The sequence below is a fragment of the Arthrobacter sp. S39 genome (genome assembly GCF_004320525.1).
Classification (GTDB): Bacteria; Actinomycetota; Actinomycetes; order Actinomycetales; family Micrococcaceae; genus Arthrobacter.
The window spans coordinates 256,427-275,802 of the sequence record NZ_SIHX01000006.1 but is presented as its reverse complement, the minus strand read 5'-3'; the positions used below and the strand labels follow the sequence as shown (position 1 = coordinate 275,802).

15 protein-coding genes and 1 pseudogene are annotated in these 19,376 nt (G+C 63.5%); 12 read left to right on the top strand and 4 right to left on the bottom strand.

Translation table 11 applies throughout. From position 1 onward, the window contains the following. Positions 1-17: 17 nt before the first annotated feature. Positions 18-713 (bottom strand): GntR family transcriptional regulator, encoded by a 696-nt coding sequence (locus EYS21_RS14320; RefSeq protein WP_131133867.1) that lies wholly within the window; start codon positions 711-713, stop codon positions 18-20. Positions 714-831: 118 nt separating this feature from the next. On the opposite strand from EYS21_RS14320, the gene EYS21_RS14315 reads away from it, so the two are divergent. From EYS21_RS14315 to folE, 3 genes are read left to right on the top strand one after another with little or no spacing between them, the layout of a single operon-like run. After that, complete coding sequence (locus tag EYS21_RS14315) at positions 832-1,707, top strand: methylenetetrahydrofolate reductase (protein WP_165478322.1); 876 nt, start codon at positions 832-834, stop codon at positions 1,705-1,707. Between the two features lie 12 nt (positions 1,708-1,719). After that, positions 1,720-4,047 (top strand): FdhF/YdeP family oxidoreductase, encoded by a 2,328-nt coding sequence (locus EYS21_RS14310; protein WP_131133865.1) that lies wholly within the window; start codon positions 1,720-1,722, stop codon positions 4,045-4,047. After that, on the top strand, positions 4,044-4,646 hold the full coding sequence (folE, locus tag EYS21_RS14305; protein ID WP_242633436.1) for a GTP cyclohydrolase I FolE: 603 nt from the start codon (positions 4,044-4,046) through the stop codon (positions 4,644-4,646). The genes EYS21_RS14310 and folE overlap by 4 nt, the downstream gene beginning before the upstream one ends. A gap of 209 nt (positions 4,647-4,855) precedes the next feature. On the opposite strand, the gene EYS21_RS14300 is transcribed toward folE, so the two are convergent. After that, a complete protein-coding gene (locus EYS21_RS14300) occupies positions 4,856-5,788 on the bottom strand; it encodes a LysR family transcriptional regulator (protein ID WP_131133863.1) in 933 nt (310 codons plus the stop codon). Between the two features lie 160 nt (positions 5,789-5,948). Between EYS21_RS14300 and EYS21_RS14295 the strand changes: the two genes are divergently transcribed. The 4 genes from EYS21_RS14295 (at position 5,949) to EYS21_RS14280 (ending at position 12,190) form a co-directional block, all read left to right on the top strand. Beyond that, positions 5,949-7,250, top strand: a complete 1,302-nt coding sequence (locus EYS21_RS14295; protein WP_131133862.1) for an aromatic ring-hydroxylating dioxygenase subunit alpha — start codon at positions 5,949-5,951, stop codon at positions 7,248-7,250. Beyond that, on the top strand, positions 7,247-8,662 hold the full coding sequence (locus tag EYS21_RS14290; protein ID WP_131133861.1) for a ferredoxin reductase: 1,416 nt from the start codon (positions 7,247-7,249) through the stop codon (positions 8,660-8,662). The genes EYS21_RS14295 and EYS21_RS14290 overlap by 4 nt, the downstream gene beginning before the upstream one ends. 84 nt (positions 8,663-8,746) lie before the next feature. Next, complete coding sequence (gene fdhA, locus EYS21_RS14285) at positions 8,747-9,958, top strand: formaldehyde dehydrogenase, glutathione-independent (RefSeq protein WP_131133860.1); 1,212 nt, start codon at positions 8,747-8,749, stop codon at positions 9,956-9,958. A 204-nt stretch (positions 9,959-10,162) separates the two neighbouring features. Further along, positions 10,163-12,190, top strand: a complete 2,028-nt coding sequence (locus tag EYS21_RS14280) for a BCCT family transporter (protein WP_242633435.1) — start codon at positions 10,163-10,165, stop codon at positions 12,188-12,190. Positions 12,191-12,501: 311 nt separating this feature from the next. Here EYS21_RS14280 and EYS21_RS14275 read toward each other — a convergent pair whose 3' ends face one another. After that, positions 12,502-13,830 carry a LuxR family transcriptional regulator gene (locus EYS21_RS14275; RefSeq protein ID WP_131133858.1) on the bottom strand — a complete coding sequence of 443 codons (1,329 nt, stop codon included), beginning with the start codon at positions 13,828-13,830 and terminating at the stop codon, positions 12,502-12,504. Between the two features lie 215 nt (positions 13,831-14,045). Here EYS21_RS14275 and hxlB point away from each other — a divergent pair, with 215 nt between their 5' ends. The 3 genes and pseudogenes from hxlB to EYS21_RS14260 all read left to right on the top strand — a co-directional run. After that, entirely contained in the window at positions 14,046-14,582 is a 537-nt protein-coding gene (gene hxlB, locus EYS21_RS14270; RefSeq protein ID WP_242633434.1) for a 6-phospho-3-hexuloisomerase, read from the top strand. Between the two features lie 46 nt (positions 14,583-14,628). Next, entirely contained in the window at positions 14,629-15,252 is a 624-nt protein-coding gene (gene hxlA / locus EYS21_RS14265; protein ID WP_131133856.1) for a 3-hexulose-6-phosphate synthase, read from the top strand. Between the two features lie 101 nt (positions 15,253-15,353). Further along, a pseudogene (locus EYS21_RS14260) lies at positions 15,354-15,509 on the top strand (glucose-6-phosphate dehydrogenase); the annotation flags it as partial. Between the two features lie 236 nt (positions 15,510-15,745). On the opposite strand, the gene EYS21_RS14255 reads toward EYS21_RS14260, so the two are convergent. Beyond that, positions 15,746-16,498, bottom strand: coding sequence for a TIM barrel protein (locus EYS21_RS14255; RefSeq protein WP_242633433.1), 753 nt, complete (start codon positions 16,496-16,498; stop codon positions 15,746-15,748). A 203-nt stretch (positions 16,499-16,701) separates the two neighbouring features. On the opposite strand from EYS21_RS14255, the gene EYS21_RS14250 reads away from it, so the two are divergent. Both EYS21_RS14250 and EYS21_RS14245 read left to right on the top strand, forming a co-directional pair. After that, the gene (locus EYS21_RS14250; protein ID WP_131133854.1) at positions 16,702-17,856 is read left to right on the top strand and encodes a substrate-binding domain-containing protein; all 1,155 of its coding nucleotides are present in this window, start codon (positions 16,702-16,704) and stop codon (positions 17,854-17,856) included. Positions 17,857-18,016: 160 nt separating this feature from the next. Beyond that, positions 18,017-19,330 (top strand): sugar ABC transporter substrate-binding protein, encoded by a 1,314-nt coding sequence (locus EYS21_RS14245; protein ID WP_131133853.1) that lies wholly within the window; start codon positions 18,017-18,019, stop codon positions 19,328-19,330. Positions 19,331-19,376 lie beyond the last annotated feature (46 nt).

The window sequence follows — 19,376 nt, the reverse complement described above, 5'->3', positions numbered from 1 at the left end:
CACGGCAGGCCAATGGCTTACAGGACGGCCCTGATGAGGTTCTCGAAGTCCGTCACATGCTTGGTGGTCAGCCGCGCAGCAGCTTCGGAATCCCCTTCCGCGATGCATTCCAGCAGCTCAATGTGCTGGGCAATATGCTCGGACACGGGAGGAAGCTTTTCCAGCACAAGGCTCCAGATCCGCGTGGCCAGGTTGTCGTACCGGATCAGGACATCCTCAAGATGCCGGCTCCCGGTGGCCCGGTAGATCATCCGGTGGACCCGCATGTCCAGGCGCATCAGGTCCCGCTGGGAGTGCGTTCTTGGCAGGAGCTCTCCGACTTCCCTGGCAAATTCCTTGATCTCCTTTCGGAGCTGCGGCGAGGCCATGCGGGCAGCCCGTGCTGCGGCCGCAGGCTCCAGAAGCTGCCGGATTTCGGAGATTTCGGCCAGATCCGTGATGTCCACCCCTGCGGCGAAGGTTCCGCGCCGCGGATAGGCCACCACCAGGTGGTCGCTCTCAAGGCGCTTCATGGCTTCCCGGATGGGTGTCCTCCCTACTCCGAGCCGCCTGGAGATCACGTCGTCGTTCAATGGTTCACCCGGTTTGATGTCCAGGACGATCAGCTCGTCGCAAAGCACCCTGTAGGCAAAGTCGGCGAAGGACTCTTCCCCCTGCCTCGTTGGCAGGTACGATCCCGCCACATCCGACGGTAGTTCTCCAGCGCTTGCCATTTTCAAGTCTCCTCCCGATGCACGGCCGAGCCTTGACGCGAAGGCCTCGTGTACATAGTATTCCTAGAACTGATATATCAATATGCAATCAAAAAAATGTCAACTTTCGGAGAGAGCGATGAGCGCAGAAGCTGTTGCAAGGGTACGGCTGGAAGTGGCTCCGTCAGCTGATCTGCTCACGCAACTCCCCGCGGCTTTTGACACCACGGGATCCGTCAGCGTGACGTGCCTGCCGCACCATGGGCCTGCCCGGACCGTGCAGGCGTCTGTCAACCTGGCACGCCTTGGTTACCACACCGTTCCCCATCTCGCAGCCCGCAGCATCACAGGTGAGGCCGAACTCCATTCGCTGCTGAAGCAGCTGCAGGAGGCCGGTGTCTCGGAGCTGTTCCTCGTCGCCGGCGACCGGCGCACGCCCGCTGGCCCCTACAGCTGGAGCGGACAACTGCTTGAGGCGGTCAACGCCTACTCACCCGACTTCTCCATCGGAATTGCCGGTTACCCGGAAGGACACCCGCAGCTTAGCCAGGAGCAACTCAGGAGCGGCCTCCTCACGAAAGCATCCCTGGCGTCCTCCGTGGTCACGCAGATGTGCTTCTCCGCCGAGGCAATCAGCCGGTACATCCGGACAATCCGCACCAGCGGCATCCAGCTGCCCGTGTGGGTTGGAGTCCCCGGTCCGGTCTCCGTCAGGAAACTGGTGTCCTTGGGAGCACGCCTCGGAGTCGGCCGCTCCCTCAAGCTCGCCCGCGGGACAGGGATGGCGGGAGCGCTCTGGCGGCGGGACGACTTCCTGAGCTATGACAGCGGACGCCTGATCCGCCATGTTCACCAGGAGTTGGCGGGCGATCCCCTCTTTGCCGGATTCCATGTCTACACCTTCAACGACCTCGGCCGCCTGCCTGGCCTCCTGGATGATCTGCGGGCACTGCGGCCGACCACTCCGCTGGCCCCAGGCAGCACCTCCACTCGACTGTTTCCTGCCAAGATCTGAAGGGAAGATCACATGGCTTCAAAAGCCCCCAAGCACAACATCGACGAGTCAAAACTGACCCTGACTAAGCCCAAGACGACTGCCGTCGGCCTTCCGGCTGTTGCAAACGCGTTGAAAATTTCCCTTGAGCAGATGGGCCCGCTGCGCAGCATCCAGACTCTCCTCGCAGTCAACCAGGTTGACGGCTTTGACTGCATGGGCTGCGCGTGGCCTGAACACGAAAAGCGCAATGCTGCCGAATTCTGCGAGAACGGCGCCAAGGCAGTGGCCGAAGAAGGCACACGCCGTCGCGTTACGCCTGAATTCTTCGCGCAGCACTCCATTGCGGACCTGAAGACGCGCGACGACTACTGGCTGGGCCAGCAGGGCCGCCTCACGCATCCGATGCTCCTCGACGAAGGCGCAACCCACTACAAGCCCATCGACTGGGACGACGCCTATGAGCTGATCGCCCAGGAGATCAGGGCGATGGAACACCCCGACCAATCGGTCTTCTACACTTCCGGGCGGACATCGAACGAGGCGGCCTTCGCCTACCAGCTCCTCGTCCGCGGCATCGGGACGAACAATTTGCCCGACTGCTCCAACATGTGCCACGAATCGTCCGGCTCGGCCCTGGTGGAAACCATCGGCATCGGCAAAGGCTCCGTCAGCCTCACGGACCTGGAGACGGCGTCGCTGATTTTCGTGGCAGGCCAAAATCCCGGCACCAACCACCCGCGCATGCTCAGCGCACTGGAGAAGGCGAAGAAAAACGGCGCCGTCATTATCTCCGTGAACCCGCTTCCCGAAGCCGGGCTCCTGCGGTTCGAGAACCCGCAGAACATTTCCGGCATGGTGGTCGGCACACAACTGACCGACGACTTCCTCCAGATCCGCGCAGGCGGCGATCAGGCACTCTTCCAGGGGCTTGGCAAATACCTTCTCGAAGCAGAGGCCCAGGGGCGCAAGACTCCCGGCCTCCCTACCGTCCTGGACCATGAATTCATCAAGGACCACACCGTTGGCATCGACGAATACCTGCGCTACCTCGAAAAGGCGGAATGGGACGACATCGTCGAAGCCACCGGACTGACACTCGAACAGATCAAGGCCACCGGCGAGCGCCTCCTGGCCTCGAGCGCCACCATCGTCTGCTGGGCGATGGGGCTGACCCAGCACAAGCACTCGGTTCCCACCCTCCGCGACGTCGTCAACGTCCTGCTCCTCCAGGGCAACATCGGCAAGCCGGGAGCCGGCGTCTGCCCCGTCCGCGGACACTCCAACGTCCAGGGCGATCGGACCATGGGCATTTTCGAGAAGATGCCGGAGAGTTTTCATGACCGGCTTGACCAGGAGTTCCAGTTCCGGTCGCCCAGGGCGCATGGCTTCGACACCGTGGCCGCCATCCGCGCCATGCGTGACGGCAAGGTCCGCGTCTTCATCGGCATGGGCGGCAACTTCGTGCGGGCGGCCCCGGATTCCGAGGTCACGGAACAGGCGCTGGCCAACACCCGCCTGACGGTACAGATCTCTACGAAACTGAACCATTCCCACGTATCGACGGGTCGTCGTGCGCTGATTCTTCCGACGCTCGGACGGACCGAGAAGGACACCCAGCGCACCGGCGACCAGAGGGTGACCGTGGAGGACTCCATGAGTGCCGTCCACGCCTCCCGCGGCCGCCTGAAGCCCGCCAGCGAGCACCTGCATTCAGAAGTGGCCATCGTCTGCAATATCGCCCACAAAATCTTCACCGGCAGCGACAACCTCCCGCTGCCCAATACCCCCAAAGCCGACTGGCCCGCCATGCGGGATGACTACTCCCTCATCAGGAAACACATCGAAGCGGTCCTCAGCGGATTCGAGAATTTCGAGGAGCGGATCCAGAACCCTGGCGGGTTCGTGCTTCCCCACCCGCCCCGGGACGCCCGGAAGTTCGATACTGCTTCGGGCAAGGCCCACTTCACAGGCAACGAACTGGAATTCATCAGGGTCCCCGCGGGACGGCTCGTCCTTCAGACCCTGCGCTCCCATGACCAGTACAACACCACCATCTACGGCAAGGATGACCGCTACCGCGGCATCCACGGCGGGCGCCGCGTAGTCATGGTCAACGCGGATGACATTACTGGGCTGGGGTTCACGGACGGGGACATGGTCCATCTCATCTCCGAATTCCAGGGGACCGAACGACGGGCCGAAAACTTCCGCATCGTGTCATACTCGACGCCCAAGGGGTGCGCGGCGGCGTACTACCCGGAAACCAACGTCCTCGTGCCGCTTGACTCCGTAGCCGACACCAGCGGCACGCCGACCTCCAAGTCCGTCATCGTCCGGCTTGAGCGGGCCGAATCGTGAGCCCTGTCCTGACAACGGAAGCGACCGTCACCCGGGGTGTGGACGGGCCAAGGGTGGAGCGGGCTGTCCGCGAATACCTTCTGGCTATTGGGGAGGATCCCGAAAGGCCCGGACTGGCGGACACTCCGGCCCGCGTAGCCCGCGCCGCCGCGGAAATGTTCGGCGGGCTCCACGAGGATCCCCTGGCAGTCCTGGACAAGACCTTCGACCTCGGCCACGGTGAAATGGTCATTGTTAAGGACATCCCGTTCTATTCCACCTGCGAGCATCACCTGGTGCCGTTCCATGGCGTGGCACATGTGGGCTACATTCCATCCGCTGAGGGACTCGTGACCGGCCTCAGCAAGCTTGCCAGGCTGGTGGACGTCTTCGCGCGAAGGCCGCAGGTCCAGGAGAGGCTCACCACCCAGGTGGTGGACGCGCTGGTCACAGCGCTGCGACCTCTGGGGGCAATTGTGGTGATCGAGTGCGAGCACCTGTGCATGTCAATGCGGGGCGTCCGCAAGCCGGGGGCCAAGACCATCACGTCTGCAGTCCGCGGCGAACTGCGCCTGCCGGCCGCCCGGGCCGAGGCACTCAGCCTCATCCACGGCCGCTAATAGCACGGCATCCCACTGGCAGCCTTCGTCCTTGCGAAGGATGAGCTGTCCCGTTCCCGTAAAAGGTGCTTCGATGGCCTGAAACCTGGGGAGGTATCCTCATCGAAGCACCGCTTTCGGGCAACGGGGCAGCGCCGGCACTTGCCGGACCAGTGCAAGGCACTCCGACGTTGCAGGCCTGGCACCAAACCCCAGCACCCCCGTAAATTTCAGAGATCGTCTTCGGGCCGGGCGGCGAGGATCCGATTGGCACGGACCTGCAGGATGCCGAGCGACTCCTGGATCAGGGGCGATGCGATGCTGCCCCTCCGTACCGCAGCGACAATGCGGCGCGCTGGCTTCCCTTTCCCGGTTATGCGCAGTCGAACCACGTTCTCGGCATTATGCAGGGGCGCCAACCGCGGCAGCAGGCCCACGCCCAGCCCCGCACCCACGAAGGCGATTTGGGTTTCCCATTCAACGGCCTCATGGGCAATCCGCGGTGTCACCCCGACTGCCGTAAACGCCGCGGTGAAGAGGGCATGGTAAGTGGAGCCGGCGGCCTCGGTGATCCAGGGTTCCGATGCCAGCTCTTCGAGCGTCACCGTTTGCCGCGATGCCAATGGATGGTCGGCGGGAATGATCACGTCCAGCGGATCGTCAAGCAGGACTGTCTGCTCGAAGCGCGGATCGTCCTCACCATAGGTGTCGGACTGCATGGCAACGATGACCGCGAGGTCGATTCGCTCGGCAACCAACAAGTCGAAGCAGCGGGCCGGGTTGGCCTCAAGTACCTGCACCTCCAGCAGGGGGCGTGTTGAGCGCAGGGTGGCGGCCAGCGGCGCGAGCAACTGGGCGGCGGCCGTGGAGAATCCACCGAGGCCAAAATGGGACTGCACCTGGTCGCCAGCCTCCATGGCTGCGGCGCGCAGGCTCTCCCATTCGGCAATGAGGGTGTCCGAGCCCGCCACGAGAAAGCGGCCCGTGGCGGTCAGCCGCACACCCCGACCGTCCTTCGTCAGCAGCTGCATTCCAAGCATGCGCTGGAGCTCCCGCAGTTGCGCGGAGACGGCGGAGGGAGAATAGCCTGTGAGTTCCGCGGTTGCGCCAATGGTGCCGCACCGGGCAAACACCCGCAGTGTGATGAGCCTCGCATCGATCATGCACCTATTGTGCACGGTTATCTTCCAAATCTTGCGCTTTTGTTGCGGTTCAATCGTCCCTAATCTCATGAGTACAAGGTTTTCGACAACGCCGCTCGCACCCCACGCAGCCGTGGTCCCACGAAACACACTCTTACCCACGCCTCCCGGGAGGAAACACATGTCTGCTCCAGTCTTGCCCCTCAACTCACGCGGAAAACTCGCTTCATCCTTGCCTGCAGAGCAGCTGGCGGAGATCAGCGGCTTGTTCGAGTTCCGGCGCAAGGGATATTCCCTCGATGCCCCCTTCTACACCGATGCCACGATTTTCAAGATCGACATGGAAGCCATTTTTGGCCAGCACTGGATCTTTGCCGCCAGCATCGCCGAACTGCCGGAGCCGGGCGACTACGTCACCGTCGACTATGGTCCCTACTCCCTGATCGTGCTGCGCAATGACGACGGCGGCGTGAACGTCCTCCACAACGTCTGCCGCCACCGCGGCGCCCGCGTCCTGACCGAGCCCGCGGGGTCAACCGGAAACCTGGTCTGCGGCTACCACTCCTGGACATACTCCCCCGAGGGCAATCTGATCCACGCCTCGGCACCGGGTGAAACGAAGTTCGACAAGGGCTGCTTCGGCCTCAAGCGCGCACACAGCCGCGTGGTCGCCGGACTCATCTTCGTCTGCATTGCGGACGAACCGCCGACAGATTTTGACGAAACCGCCAAGATCTTCGAGCCATACCTCGCGCCCCACGATCTGTCGAAGACGAAAGTCGCCTACCAGCAGAACATCATCGAGGAGGGCAACTGGAAGCTGGTCATGGAGAACAACCGTGAGTGCTACCACTGCGACGGACACCCGGAGCTCGCCTGTTCCCTCTTTCCCACCTGGGGACTGACGGAGGGCCTGATCCCGGCCCATCTCGAAGAAGTGTGGGACCGCAACAAGGAAGCCCAGTCCTCGCTCGAGGAGCGTTGCCGCCGCTATGGCCTTCCCTACGAGGTGGTCGAGGAGCTCGACACCCGCATCGCCGGAATCCGTATCTCACGTGAATCGCTCGACGGAGAGGGCGAATCGTTCTCTCCCGATGGGCGCAGGCTCTCTAAAAAGCTGCTCGGTGACCTGCCGGACTTCCGCCTTGGCCGCTGCTCGATGCACCTGCAGCCCAACAGCTGGTTCCACTTCCAGAGCGACCACGTCATCACGTTTGGCGTCTTCCCCGTCAACGAACACCAGACCCTGGTACGCACCACCTGGCTGGTAGCTGACGACGCCGTGGAAGGCGTTGACTACGATCTGGACAAACTCACCTACACCTGGAAGCAGACAAACCTGCAGGACAAGGCGTTCGTGGAGTTGTGCCAGACGGGTGCCGGCAGCCCCGCCTACGAACCCGGACCGTACATGAAGAGCGAATACCAGGTGGAGGCGTTCATCAACTGGTACGTGCAGCGCGTGCAGGAGCACTTGGCATGATTGAACTCCTCACCGAGACGGACGTCCAGGAGCCACAGCGCATTCGCGGTCTTGAGATGCCGTGGAACAGGGTCATGGGCAGCACCGAGGCACCCGCCCGTGCTGCCCGTGCACTGGGCCCCTGGCATCCACAGGAGTTCATGGCCGAATGTGTGGAGACCGTTCCCGAGGCGGGCGGCCTGATGACTTTCGTATTCCGCCGCTGCGACGGTGCGCCCCTGGCGTTCCGGGCGGGCCAGTATGTGAACGTCGCTTTTCCGGTGAACGGCGAGGACCAGGATCCGGCGGACCGCAGCTATTCGCTGTCCAGTTCCCCGACTGAGCCTTGGACCTTCAACATCAGCGTCAAACGCGACCCCACAGGACTGGTTTCACCGTGGGTGCACGAGAATGTCAAACCCGGCACTGTGCTCGAGATGCTCGGACCGGTCGGCGCATTCCACTTGCCCGACGCCGACCGGCGGGCGCGGTATCTCTTGCTGGCCGCCGGCGCAGGCATCACCCCCATCATGTCCATGGTGCGGACCATCCACTCCCTACCCGGACAGGCCGATGTGGTGGTGCTCTACCACGGAGCGGAGGCCGGAGGCTTTGCCTTCCACCAGGAGCTGGCCTACATCGCCTCCGTGGACTCGCGCATCAAGGTCTTCTACTCCCTGGGCGACCGCAACAAACCCGAGGGGTGGGAAGGGCTCACCGGAAGGCTGACGGCGGCCATGCTCGACGAGGTGGCCCCCGATGCCAACGGCCGCCAGGTCTATGCCTGCGGCCCCGAGGGTTACCTGAACACCGCCACCGAGCTCCTCAGGAAGGTCGGCGTCGACGACACCTCCATCTATGTGGAGTTCTTCTCGGGAGACCGCCAGACGATCCTTGAATACCAGGCGGAGCTCGCATTTGCAGTGGACATCGCGGAGGAAATCGCTGAGGAAATCGCCGATTCCGCCGAGGACTACTACGAAAGCCAGCCCGCCGCGTTCGGGCTCTACGAGCCCGGTTACGACGCCGAGGGAACCTTGGAGGCCACGGGGCTGCCGCTGGAAACCGTAACCCCGGACGCGCCCACGTTCGAAGCCGCCGAAGGCAATCCGGACGTGGGGCCGGAGGCCGGGTCCCCTGACGCCTCGAGCTTCAACACAGTCGGAACGGGAAGCCTCACCCTGTCCTTCATGCGCACCGGCATCAATGTGCGCATCGATCCTTCCGAACACATCCTCGGGGCGGCCCAGCGTGCGGGCGTCAGGATCGGCGCGAACTGCAAGGAAGGAATGTGCGGCTCCTGCAAAGTGGTCAAGCTTTCCGGGGAGGTCGAGATGAACCACCAAGGCGGGATCCGGGCACGGGAAATCGATGCAGGAAAATTCCTGCCCTGCTGCTCCACCGCACGGACCGACATGGTGATCGATGCCTAGCCGCTTCCAGCTGAACGCCGCCGTTGCCCCGTAGCGACATGCGCTGCACGTATCAATTGACCCAACTTCTTCAGGAGCCATTCAATGTCAGGTAACAAAGCCGTTGCATACAAGGCGCCGGGGATCGTAGAAATCATCGATACCCCGTTTCCCACCTTTGAACTGCAGGCAGGCCCCGGCGTCAATCCCGCCAATGTCGGCCGGAAGGTCCCGCACGGAGTCATCCTTCGCACCGTGAGCACCAACATCTGCGGCTCGGACCAGCACATGGTCCGTGGCCGCACAACCGCCCCGGCCGGTCTCGTCCTGGGGCATGAGATCACCGGGGAAGTCATCGAGACCGGGCCCGACGTCGAGTTCATCAAGGTCGGGGACATCGTCTCGGTCCCTTTCAACATCTCCTGCGGGCGCTGCCGGAACTGCAAGGAGGGCAAGACCGGGATCTGCCTGAACGTCAACCCGGACCGTCCCGGGTCAGCCTACGGTTACGTCGATATGGGCGGATGGGTCGGCGGGCAGGCGGAGTTCGTCCTGGTCCCCTACGCGGACTGGAACCTGTTGCGGTTCCCCGATCGAGACCAGGCCCTGGAGAAGATCATGGACCTGACCATGCTCTCGGACATCCTCCCGACCGGTTTCCACGGGGCCGTCACGGCGGGTGTCGGGGTCGGGTCCACCGTCTACGTTGCCGGGGCCGGTCCCGTGGGGCTTGCCGCGGCGGCCAGCGCCCAACTCCTGGGGGCCGCGGTGGTCATCGTAGGGGATCTCAATGAGGATCGCCTGGCCCAGGCCCGATCCTTTGGCTGCGAAACCGTCAACGTGGCCAACGGCGACCCGGCTGACCAGATCGAGCAGCTTCTCGGCGTCAGGGAGGTTGACGCCGGTATCGATGCGGTCGGTTTCGAGGCTCGCGGACACGGGGCCGGGGCCCAGGAGGCGCCGGCCGCCGTGCTCAATTCGCTGATGGACCTCACGGCCGCCGGCGGGGCGCTGGGCATTCCCGGCCTTTACGTCACCGGGGATCCGGGTGCAGCAGACGAGGCGGCCCAGAAGGGCAGCCTGTCCCTGTCCCTGGGCACCGGCTGGGCGAAGTCCCTCTCATTCACGACCGGCCAGTGCCCGGTGATGAAGTACAACCGGCAGCTGATGATGGCGATCCTGCATGACAGGATCCAGATCGCCAAGGCGGTCAACGCCACGGCCATTTCGCTCCAGGATGCCCCGCGGGGGTACGCGGAATTCGATGCCGGAGCCGCCACGAAGTATGTCCTGAACCCGAACGGCTACCTCAGCTAGTCCGAGGAAATGTGTTGTTGATCCCTGCGCAACGATCGGAGGCTTCCGGCCTTACCCAAGCAAAAAACTTGATCCCTGACCCCAAAGAGGTGCCCCTTGCACAAGCCCCTGACCGGGAGGAAGCCCCCAACCTTCCCCCGGGCTCACTCCTCAGGGCCATGTGTTAACCGCAAGCCCATGATCCGCCGAGCAAAGGATTCGCTCATGGCTATTAGCCGTGAATTAAAAACCTCAACCCCCGAGGACTTGCCTGCCGACTACGCTTTGGCAGTAACTTCCCCCAACGAAAAGCCCGAAAGTACTCGAAACACCAAAACAGTCATTGGTATTCTCGCAGAAGAAGACACCAACCCTGCAGTCCTCGATCCGGAGGACGGAGGCGCAGAACCATTGCCCGATGCCGAAGAGTATGAGCAGATCCTGGAGGAACTGCGCCATGCCAAGACCGAGCAGGCCGTCTCCCTGCGCCGGAACCACTCGCTCACCCTCGACAAAGTAACGTTCGGGATCACTGGCGCCATCGCCGTCGCCTTTGTTATCTGGGGATTCGTCGGCCGGGACAGCCTCGCCTCGTCCTCTACGGTTGCCCTGAACTGGGTCATGGAGTACACCGGTTGGCTCTTTATGGTCCTGGCTTCCCTCTTCGTCGTTTTTGTCCTGTGGCTGGCCCTGGGCAAATTCGGCAATATCCCGCTGGGCAAGGACGGCGAGAAACCCGAATTCCGCACGGTCTCCTGGGTCGCGATGATGTTCGCCGCCGGCATGGGCATCGGACTGATGTTCTACGGTGTAGCCGAACCGCTCTACCACTACATCTCACCCCCGCCCGGAACCGTGGACGGCCGCACCCCCGCAGCCATCCAGACGGCCATGGCCACCTCGATCTTCCACTGGACCCTGCACCCCTGGGCAATGTATGCAGTGGTCGGCATTGCCATGGCGTACGGCACCTACCGCCTGGGCCGCAGGCAACTGGTCTCCGCAGCCTTCACCTCACTTTTCGGCATCAGGATGGTGGAAGGCCCGCTCGGGAAGTTCATCAACATCCTGGCGATTTTCGCCACCCTCTTTGGTACCGCCGCTTCCCTGGGCCTCGGCGCCCTGCAGATCGGCAGCGGCATGACCTCCAACGGCTGGTTCGGCGAAATCGGCACTCCCGTGCTTGTTGGGATCGTCGCCGTCCTGACCTTCTGCTTCGTCGCGTCGGCCGTCTCCGGCATCAGCCGCGGCATCCAGTGGCTCTCCAACATCAACATGGTGCTGGCCGTCGTCCTGGCCCTCATCGTTTTTATTGCCGGTCCCACCCTGTTCATCCTCAACCTGATCCCGTCCGCCGTCGGCGACTACGCCCGCGACCTGGCCGAGATGTCGTCCCGGACCGAAGCGGTCGGCGATGAGGCCCTTCGGAGCTGGATGACCAGCTGGACCATCTTCTACTGGGCCTGGTGGATCTCCTGGACGCCCTTCGTAGGCATGTTTATCGCCCGCATCAGCCGCGGCCGCACCATCCGCCAGTTCGTCACCGGCGTGCTGCTGGTGCCCAGCGTCGTCAGCGTGATCTGGTTCGGCATCTTCGGCGGAGCCGCTTTCCACGTCCAGCAAGAAGCCGACAAGGCAGGCACGCCCGGGCTGGTCAAAACGGTCGACGGAGTCTCGTCCGTCAACTTCGACGGCGCCCTCTTCGACCTCGTCAAGAACCTTGGCATGCCGGGCTGGCTCACTGCAGGCGTCATCGTACTGGCCATGGTCCTGGTGGCAATCTTCTTTGTCACCGGCGCCGATGCCGCTTCCATCGTGATGGGATCGCTCAGCTCCAACGGCGCCGAGCACCCCCGCCGCGGCGTAGTGATCTTCTGGGGCAGCCTCACCGGCGCCGTGGCGGCGGTCATGCTGCTGGCCGGCGGCGATGAACCTTCGGAGGCTTTGGCCGGCCTGCAACGCATCACCATCGTCGCAGCGCTACCGTTCATCGTCGTCATGCTCCTGCTTTGCTTTGCCCTCGCCAAGGACCTGCGCCGCGATCCGCTGTCCCTGCGACGGCGCCTGGCCACATCCGTCGTCGAGCGGGCCATCAGGACCGGCGTGGAACAGCACGGCGGCGTTCAATTCGACCTGGTCACGAAGCACGACTGCGCCGAATCATGCCCGGACCCGGACTCCCACCAGGGCGGCACGCACACCGGCAGCATCCCCACCGTCCAGACCCGGCAAACAGACCCGAACAGTAAATAGACCCACACCATCAGTAACAAACCCGCCCCGGCGGCACGCGGCTTCCCGGCCCGTGCCACCGGGGCACACTCACACCCCCACCCAGATGCAGAGGCTATTACATGTACGGTCGCCACGATCAAGAACCGATTCTCCGGGTCAGCACGAACGGACAGGAGTCAGTGGATATCCAGCTTGAATCATCGAGTCCAGCGACCGTGCGGCTGCAGGTGGATGGTGGCTGCAACTGCCGGCACGACACCGAAAACCGCCCCGGCTCGTACGTTGACAGCGACCTCGGTCCCCGCTGACGACAACGTATTGCTTCAAATTCACCGCAGGCCGAAGCTGTTTGCCAGAGCTATTGCCTCCGTACGCGAGGTCACGCCCATCTTCCGGAAGATGTTTCCCACGTGGAACTTGACCGTGTTCTCACTGATGTTGAGGGCGCCTGCGATGGACCTGTTCCGCTGACCGGATGCCAGGTGCTGCAGCACTTCCAACTCGCGGCTGCCCAATTTCCAGGCGCTGACGTCGGCAGGAGCAGCCTGCGGGGCATCCAACGGAAGCGTCACGGAGACATCTGCACCCCAGCCGGCCATGACATCTACCTGCATCTTCCCGTCCAGGGCCTGAACCCGCCGGTCCAACCTGCCCAAACTGGATGCGTCGGCGGCAAGAGTGCCGCCGCCGTCGTCGCGGACATTGATCAGCAGATTCTCGCCGTCGCAATCCCACTGGGCCCGGACCCTTCGAACTTCCGGCTGGTCCAGCATGGCCAGCAGCAAGCCCCGCACGATGGCTCGGGCTGCATGGGCGACTTCCCCAGGGAGGGCCCGCCCGTTTAGGGGAGGCTCGACGAACTGCACTTCCACCCCGCTGAAACGCGTCAGCGGAAGAAGGTCTTCCCTGAGGCGCTCGAAGGCCTTGGCTACCGGTTCTTCGATCAGGTCCGTGGTCCTGTCACTCAACGTGCGCAGCCGCACCAGGGCTTTGGCCACCAAATCCGTGGCTGCTGCACGTGCTGCGGCGTCGTCCAGCGCCGTTGACCTCAGCGCCCCGGCGACGATCTCAAGCGTCGTCGCGTGCTGGTCCACCAGCTCGGAAGTCACCCGGAGGCGTTCAGCTGACGCCGCCCTGGACTCCAACAAATATGCAGGCGGAGCGTCCGCGACCTTTTCGTGAATCCGGTGCGCGGCAAGGTGCCAGAGGTATTTGGCGATGTCGAGGTCCGCGTCCGCGTTACCGGCCACAGGGCCGGGCACAGCAGGGTCGGTGAGCACCAGCAAGGCCCTGCTGGAGAGGTACTTCATCGCGAAAACGGGACGTTCCTTCGCGGCGATCACGGCCTCCCCCACCCAGGGTTCCTCCCCGCTGAGGGAAGCACGGAGGCTGTCCAGCTCATCGATGGACACGCCTGAAATGATGCTCTCCAAACCCGCCTTCTTCTGGGGCCTCCCGGTGCAGTCCTCCGTGAAGATCACGAGGGCGCTGCTGCCGAGATAAGGATCCAGCGCCTTCCGTAGTTCTTCCGCTATGGAGGTCAGTGGCGCGTTCGCCACCGCCGCGATGGACTGCAGCAACGGCCAAGGCAGAGCCGGGACGGCGGGGCCGCCATGCGGCGTGAGGGGCGGGAGCCTGTCCACTGGCGGGCTGGTCATGGGGTCCTTTCGGCAGGAGCAGATCACGAACTACCAGAAAGTATAGCCACGACCATCTTTAGTGGGCGTTACACCCATACCAAAGCAGCGGCAGGATTAGTGGCGGAATACATCCCAGATGGATGGACGCCTCCAACAGAGCGAAGGAAATAATTGTGGGTCCAACAGCACTCGGTTCATCGGACCGACTAAGCGCGGGGGCAATACTCCAGAACTTGTCCCTCATTGCAGGCGAGATCAGCGGCACAGCAGCCCGGGTCGATGGAGACCGTTTGGAAGCCATGACGGCGTCCATCCGTTCCGCCGACAGGGTTTTCGTCGCCGGTGCCGGCCGCAGTGGCCTCGTCCTCCGCATGGCTGCCATGCGGTTGATGCATCTCGGCCTCAACGTCCACGTAGCGGGCGACACCACGACTCCGGCCATCCGCGCCGGCGATGCACTTCTGGTCGCTTCCGGCTCCGGCTCCACATCCGGCGTGGTCAAGGCAGCCGAAACAGCTGCGGCGGCCGGTGCCCGTGTGGCCGCGGTGACCACCAACCCCGACTCCCGCCTCGCGGATCTGGCGGATTCCCTGGTGATCGTACCCGCCGCACAAAAGACGGATCACGGCTCCAGTGTCACCCGCCAATACTCGGGAAGCCTCTTCGAACAGGTCCTCTTCGTCCTCACCGAAGCCATTTTCCAAACCATCTGGAACGACACCGACGCACCGGCTGAAGAACTCTGGCTCCGGCACGCGAATCTCGAATAAACCTCTTCCTTTACCCCTTACCAACACCAACAGAAAGAGAAACATCATGAAGCTTCAGGTAGCTATGGACCTCCTGACCACCGAAGACGCGCTTGAGCTGGCCGGCAAGGTCGCCGAGTACGTTGACATCATCGAACTCGGTACGCCCCTGATCAAGGCAGCCGGCCTTACGGCTGTGACCGCAGTCAAGCAGGCCCACCCTGACAAGGTCGTTTTCGCCGACATGAAGACCATGGATGCCGGAGAACTTGAGGCCGACATCGCATTCAAGGCCGGCGCAGACCTCGTCTCCGTGCTGGGCAGCGCCGACGATTCGACCATTGCCGGTGCCGTGAAGGCGGCCCGTGCACACAACAAAGGCATCGTCGTGGACCTCATTGGCGTGCCGGACAAGGTCACCCGCGCCAAGGAAGCACGGGCCCTTGGCGCCCAGTTCGTTGAGTTCCACGCAGGACTGGACGAGCAGGCCCAGCCCGGCTTCGACCTGGATGGACTGCTCAGTGCCGGTGCCGAAGCACGCGTCCCCTTCTCGGTGGCCGGCGGCGTCAACCTCTCCACGATCGAAGCCGTCCAGCGGGCCGGCGCCGAGGTTGCCGTGGCCGGCGGCGCCATTTACGGTGCAGCTGATCCCGCATTGGCAGCCAAGGAGCTCAAGGCCGCCATCGTCTGATCCTCACGCATGATGCGGCGGTCGGCACCGGAAGGGTCCGGCCGCCGCATCTGGTAGTGCAGTATCCGGCCCGATATTGCCCTCCGCCCAGAAAGCAGCAAATGCCAGTTACCCCCGTCCGCTCACCCCGATCTGGAAATCCGCTCCGTGACCCGCGTGACCGTCGTCTGAACCTGGTTGCCGGTCCGTCGTCGTTGGTGTTCTTCGGAGTGACCGGGGATCTTGCCCGTAAGAAGCTCATGCCGGCCGTGCATGAAGGGAAGCTCGTCCTTGCTTAGCGATACTGACAGCACACGCAATAAGAAGCGGCGAAAGACTATCGAAGGTTGGTTAGTAGGCGTTCTTGGCATGCTGGCCATGCTTGGGATCACCTACGCATCGCTCCAATACCCCGGGTGGTGATCTGCGTCCAGCTTTCTCGGCCTGCACGGGAACAGGACCGTGGTGCTGCCGTAACGTCCTTTCGCAGCGGACGACGCCCGCCGGTCACTTTTCAAAGATGGCCGGCCGGCGTCGTTTGCCTGCCGCTGCAACCTAAGGCGTCTATGAGGAATGCTGCGTCAGTGATCACGTTCGCCGGCAGGTCGCCGACGACGAACTCCAGCATGACGTCCAGGTCTCTGCCGTGGGCGTGCAGGACGTTGGAAACGCCCTGCCACAGCTGCGTTCGGGCTGCCAGCGGCAGCCGTTCCGCGTTCGGCCACCACGAGAAGCAGTGGACGCCCACTATCTGCCCGATCACCTGGCTCAGCGACTCGAGGGCTTGCCCGTCGTCCAGGCCGACGGCCGGCTGCCAATACGTGCCGACGGCGCGCCGGTCGACGCGGCGAAGGAGTTCGAGCGTGGTCGCGGACGAATCAGTCAGAGTGCCGCCGTGATACTCGAAGGCCAGGCCTGCGCCCCGCGCGGTGGCGAGACCTGCGATCCGCTGCGTGTCCTCGACGACGGCGTCCCATTGCGCCCCTGTGGCCTCGGCAGAACCCACGTCGCCGGCCCAGATCCGGATCCTGGATGCTCCGAGTTCCGCTGCGAGGGCCAGAACGCCCCCAAAATCGCCGAATGATCCGGCACGGTAATAAGACCCGAGGGACAGGACGCTAAGCCCGGCCGCCTCCGTCGCAGTTCGGGCATACGCCGCGGAGGCGGCGTCGTGGACATGCACATCGGAACCCCACTCGATTCCGGCCACCCCGGCAACGGCAGCGGTTCGTACGACGTCGTCAATGCTGAGTGCCCGAAGGGTCACGGAGCAAAGGCCCAAACTAATTCCTGTTTGCGTCATGTGGGCACGTCCCCTTCGGGTTCGGGTGAGGTGAGTCCTCCGATTGCACAACGAACATCGTCCTCAATTGAGCAGTTTCGTGCGGGTGTCTTGACTCCTCACAATATGTCGTATGTAGTTCATGGTGAACAAAGTGCACAAAACTAAACACTAAGGATGGCACTCCGGTGTTGACTGAGGACAGGCAAAATCAGATCCTTCGCGAGCTGGCGCTCCGCGGATCATTGAACGCGGCCGAGTTTGCAAAGAGGCTGGGAATCTCGGGCATGACCGTCCGGCGCGATCTTGCCTTCCTTGACGGCCAGGGCTTGCTTCAGCGGGTCCATGGCGGTGCAGTGGCAGGAACGGGCGCCGCCCGGGGTCCCGCGGGTCAGGGCCACGGAAACACCAGTCAAGGCGTGCGGGGCCCGGGGACTCCGGCTTCGGCCGGAAGTGGCACCGGGCCGTCCGGCCGGCAGCGACCGCTGGCCACCATCGGCATGATCGTGCCCACGGCCAGGTACTACTTTCCCGGGATCATCAGGGGCGCGGAGACGGCAGCCCAGGAGTTGGGAGTCAGGCTGGTCCTGGGGGTCTCGAACTACTCCGCCGCCGAAGAGCAACGCCAAATTCAACGGCTGCTGAAAAGCGGTGTCGACGGACTGCTGGTGACACCCAGCGGCGAATCCCTCGCCAACACAGCCACCCTGGGCCTGCTGGCATCTGCCGAAGTCCCCGTGATCGTCGTCGAGCGCTCGATCGACGGGGTCATGGACGAGGGCCGTCTGGAGTCCGTGCGGAGTGACCATGTGCGGGGGGCGGAGTTGGCTGTCAACCATCTTGTGTCCCTGGGCCACCGGAAAATAGCGCTGTGCGTGCGCGAAAGCAGTCCCACGTCAGCCCCCGTCAGCGACGGTTACCGCTTAGCCATGCAGGCGGCGGGGTTGCCGCACGACGCCGCCCTGACACGCGCCATATCGCTTGCGGCGAACGACCCAGAGACGCTCCGTCAGGAGTTGGACCGCATCGTGAGCGGTTTCGTAGGCGCCGGGGCGACTGCCGCCATCGTCCACAATGACGAGGACGCGCTGATGTTTGCCGACCTCTGCGAGGCCAGGGGGCTCCACGTTCCGGGGGATCTTGCGCTGGTGGCCTATGACGATGAAATCGCGTCATTCGGGTCCGTGCCCATGAGCGCCGTTGCCCCGCCGAAGTTCGATGTCGGCTACCACGCCGTACAAATGTGCCTCAACCGCCTGGGCCCCCGGCGGGTCTCGAGCCTCGCGCTCCAGCGGGTCATCCTGTCCCCCACTTTGGTTGTCAGGGATTCGACGGCCAGCTAGTGGCAACGGGGCGATCCTAGCGATCAAAGGCAACGAACACCCCATTATGTTCACTACTGTTCACTTCGTTGGCTTTGTTCAAGTTTGCGTGTTTCATTGAAATACAGCATGTGGCACCGACCACATCCCACCTTCGCATCGTGGATTTCAAGGGAGAACAATGAAGCGTCGCAATCTGCTCATGGGGGCGGCTAGCCTGGCCACCAGCGCACTGCTGCTGGCAGCCTGCGGAACCGGCCCCACGCCGTCCGCGGTCCCCACACCCACCGAGGATCCCTCGGGCACCATCACCTTCTGGTCAGCCCTTGCGGGCATGGACAAAGTGGCTGCCGCGTTCAACGCCAGCCAAAGCAAGATCAAGGTCACCTTCGAAACGATCCCCAACGCGGACAGCGGCGGCTACGCCAAGCTGTCCACGGCCATCACCGCGGGAAACGGCCCCGACGTCTCCACCATCGAGTACCCGCAGCTGCCGCAGTTCGTCAGCAACGGCCAGGTGCAGCCGCTGGACGGACTGATCGACAAATCCGCCACCGTGGACAAGCTCGCCGGCGAAATCCGGGGCATGGTCCAATTCGGCGATAAGACTTATGGCCTGCCGTATGACGCGGCTCCCATGGTCATGTACTACCGCCAGGACATGCTGGCCAAGGCCGGCGTCGAGGTCCCGAAGACCTGGCAGGAATTCGAAGCGGCGGCACGAAAGCTCAAGGCGGTGGCTCCCAACGCCTACCTGGCCAGCTTCAACCCCAACCAGGTACCCGCCACCGCTGCGCTCGCCTGGCAGGCCGGGGCCAAATGGTTCGGTACCTCGGGCGACAGCTGGAAGGTCGGCGTGAACGACGACGCCACCAAGAAGGTTGCCGGCTACTGGCAGAAGCTGATCGACGACAAGCTCGTCAAGGTCACCCAGGCCTACAGCGATGAGTGGAGCCTCGACCTGGCGAACGGCACGGTAGTCGGCGTCATTGGCGCGAACTGGAGCGCCACGGGCATCCAGAAGCGCACTGAAGCGAGCGGACAGAAGGGCCAGTGGATTGCCGCCGAAATGCCCAACTGGGGCACACCGGCCGGCGCCTTCTACGGCGGCTCGAGCTTCAACGTCACCAAGAGCAGCAAGAACCCGGCAGCCGCCGCCAAGTTCATCGAGTTCCTCACCACAGACGAGGAAGCCATCAAGGCGCGCGGAAACACCGGCTCGGCGTTCCTCGCCTTCCCGGGCCTGACTCCCGTGGCACAGCAGGCCTACGACGCGAGCTACTTCGGCAACGATATCTACGCCGTCTTCAACAAGGCCTACACCACAGTCAGCCCGGACTGGCAGTGGGGCCCCAGCTGGGACCTCACCAACACGGCCCTCAAGGACGCTTACGGCAACCTCAGCACCGGCGGCACGGTTCTGGAGGCCGTCAATACGGCCCAGGCGGCAACAGTGGCCGGACTCAAGCAAAACGGGCTTTCCGTCAAAGAGTAGTTACACACTGGGCTGCCTCCGAGGAGGCAGCCCAGTCAGTTAGGAG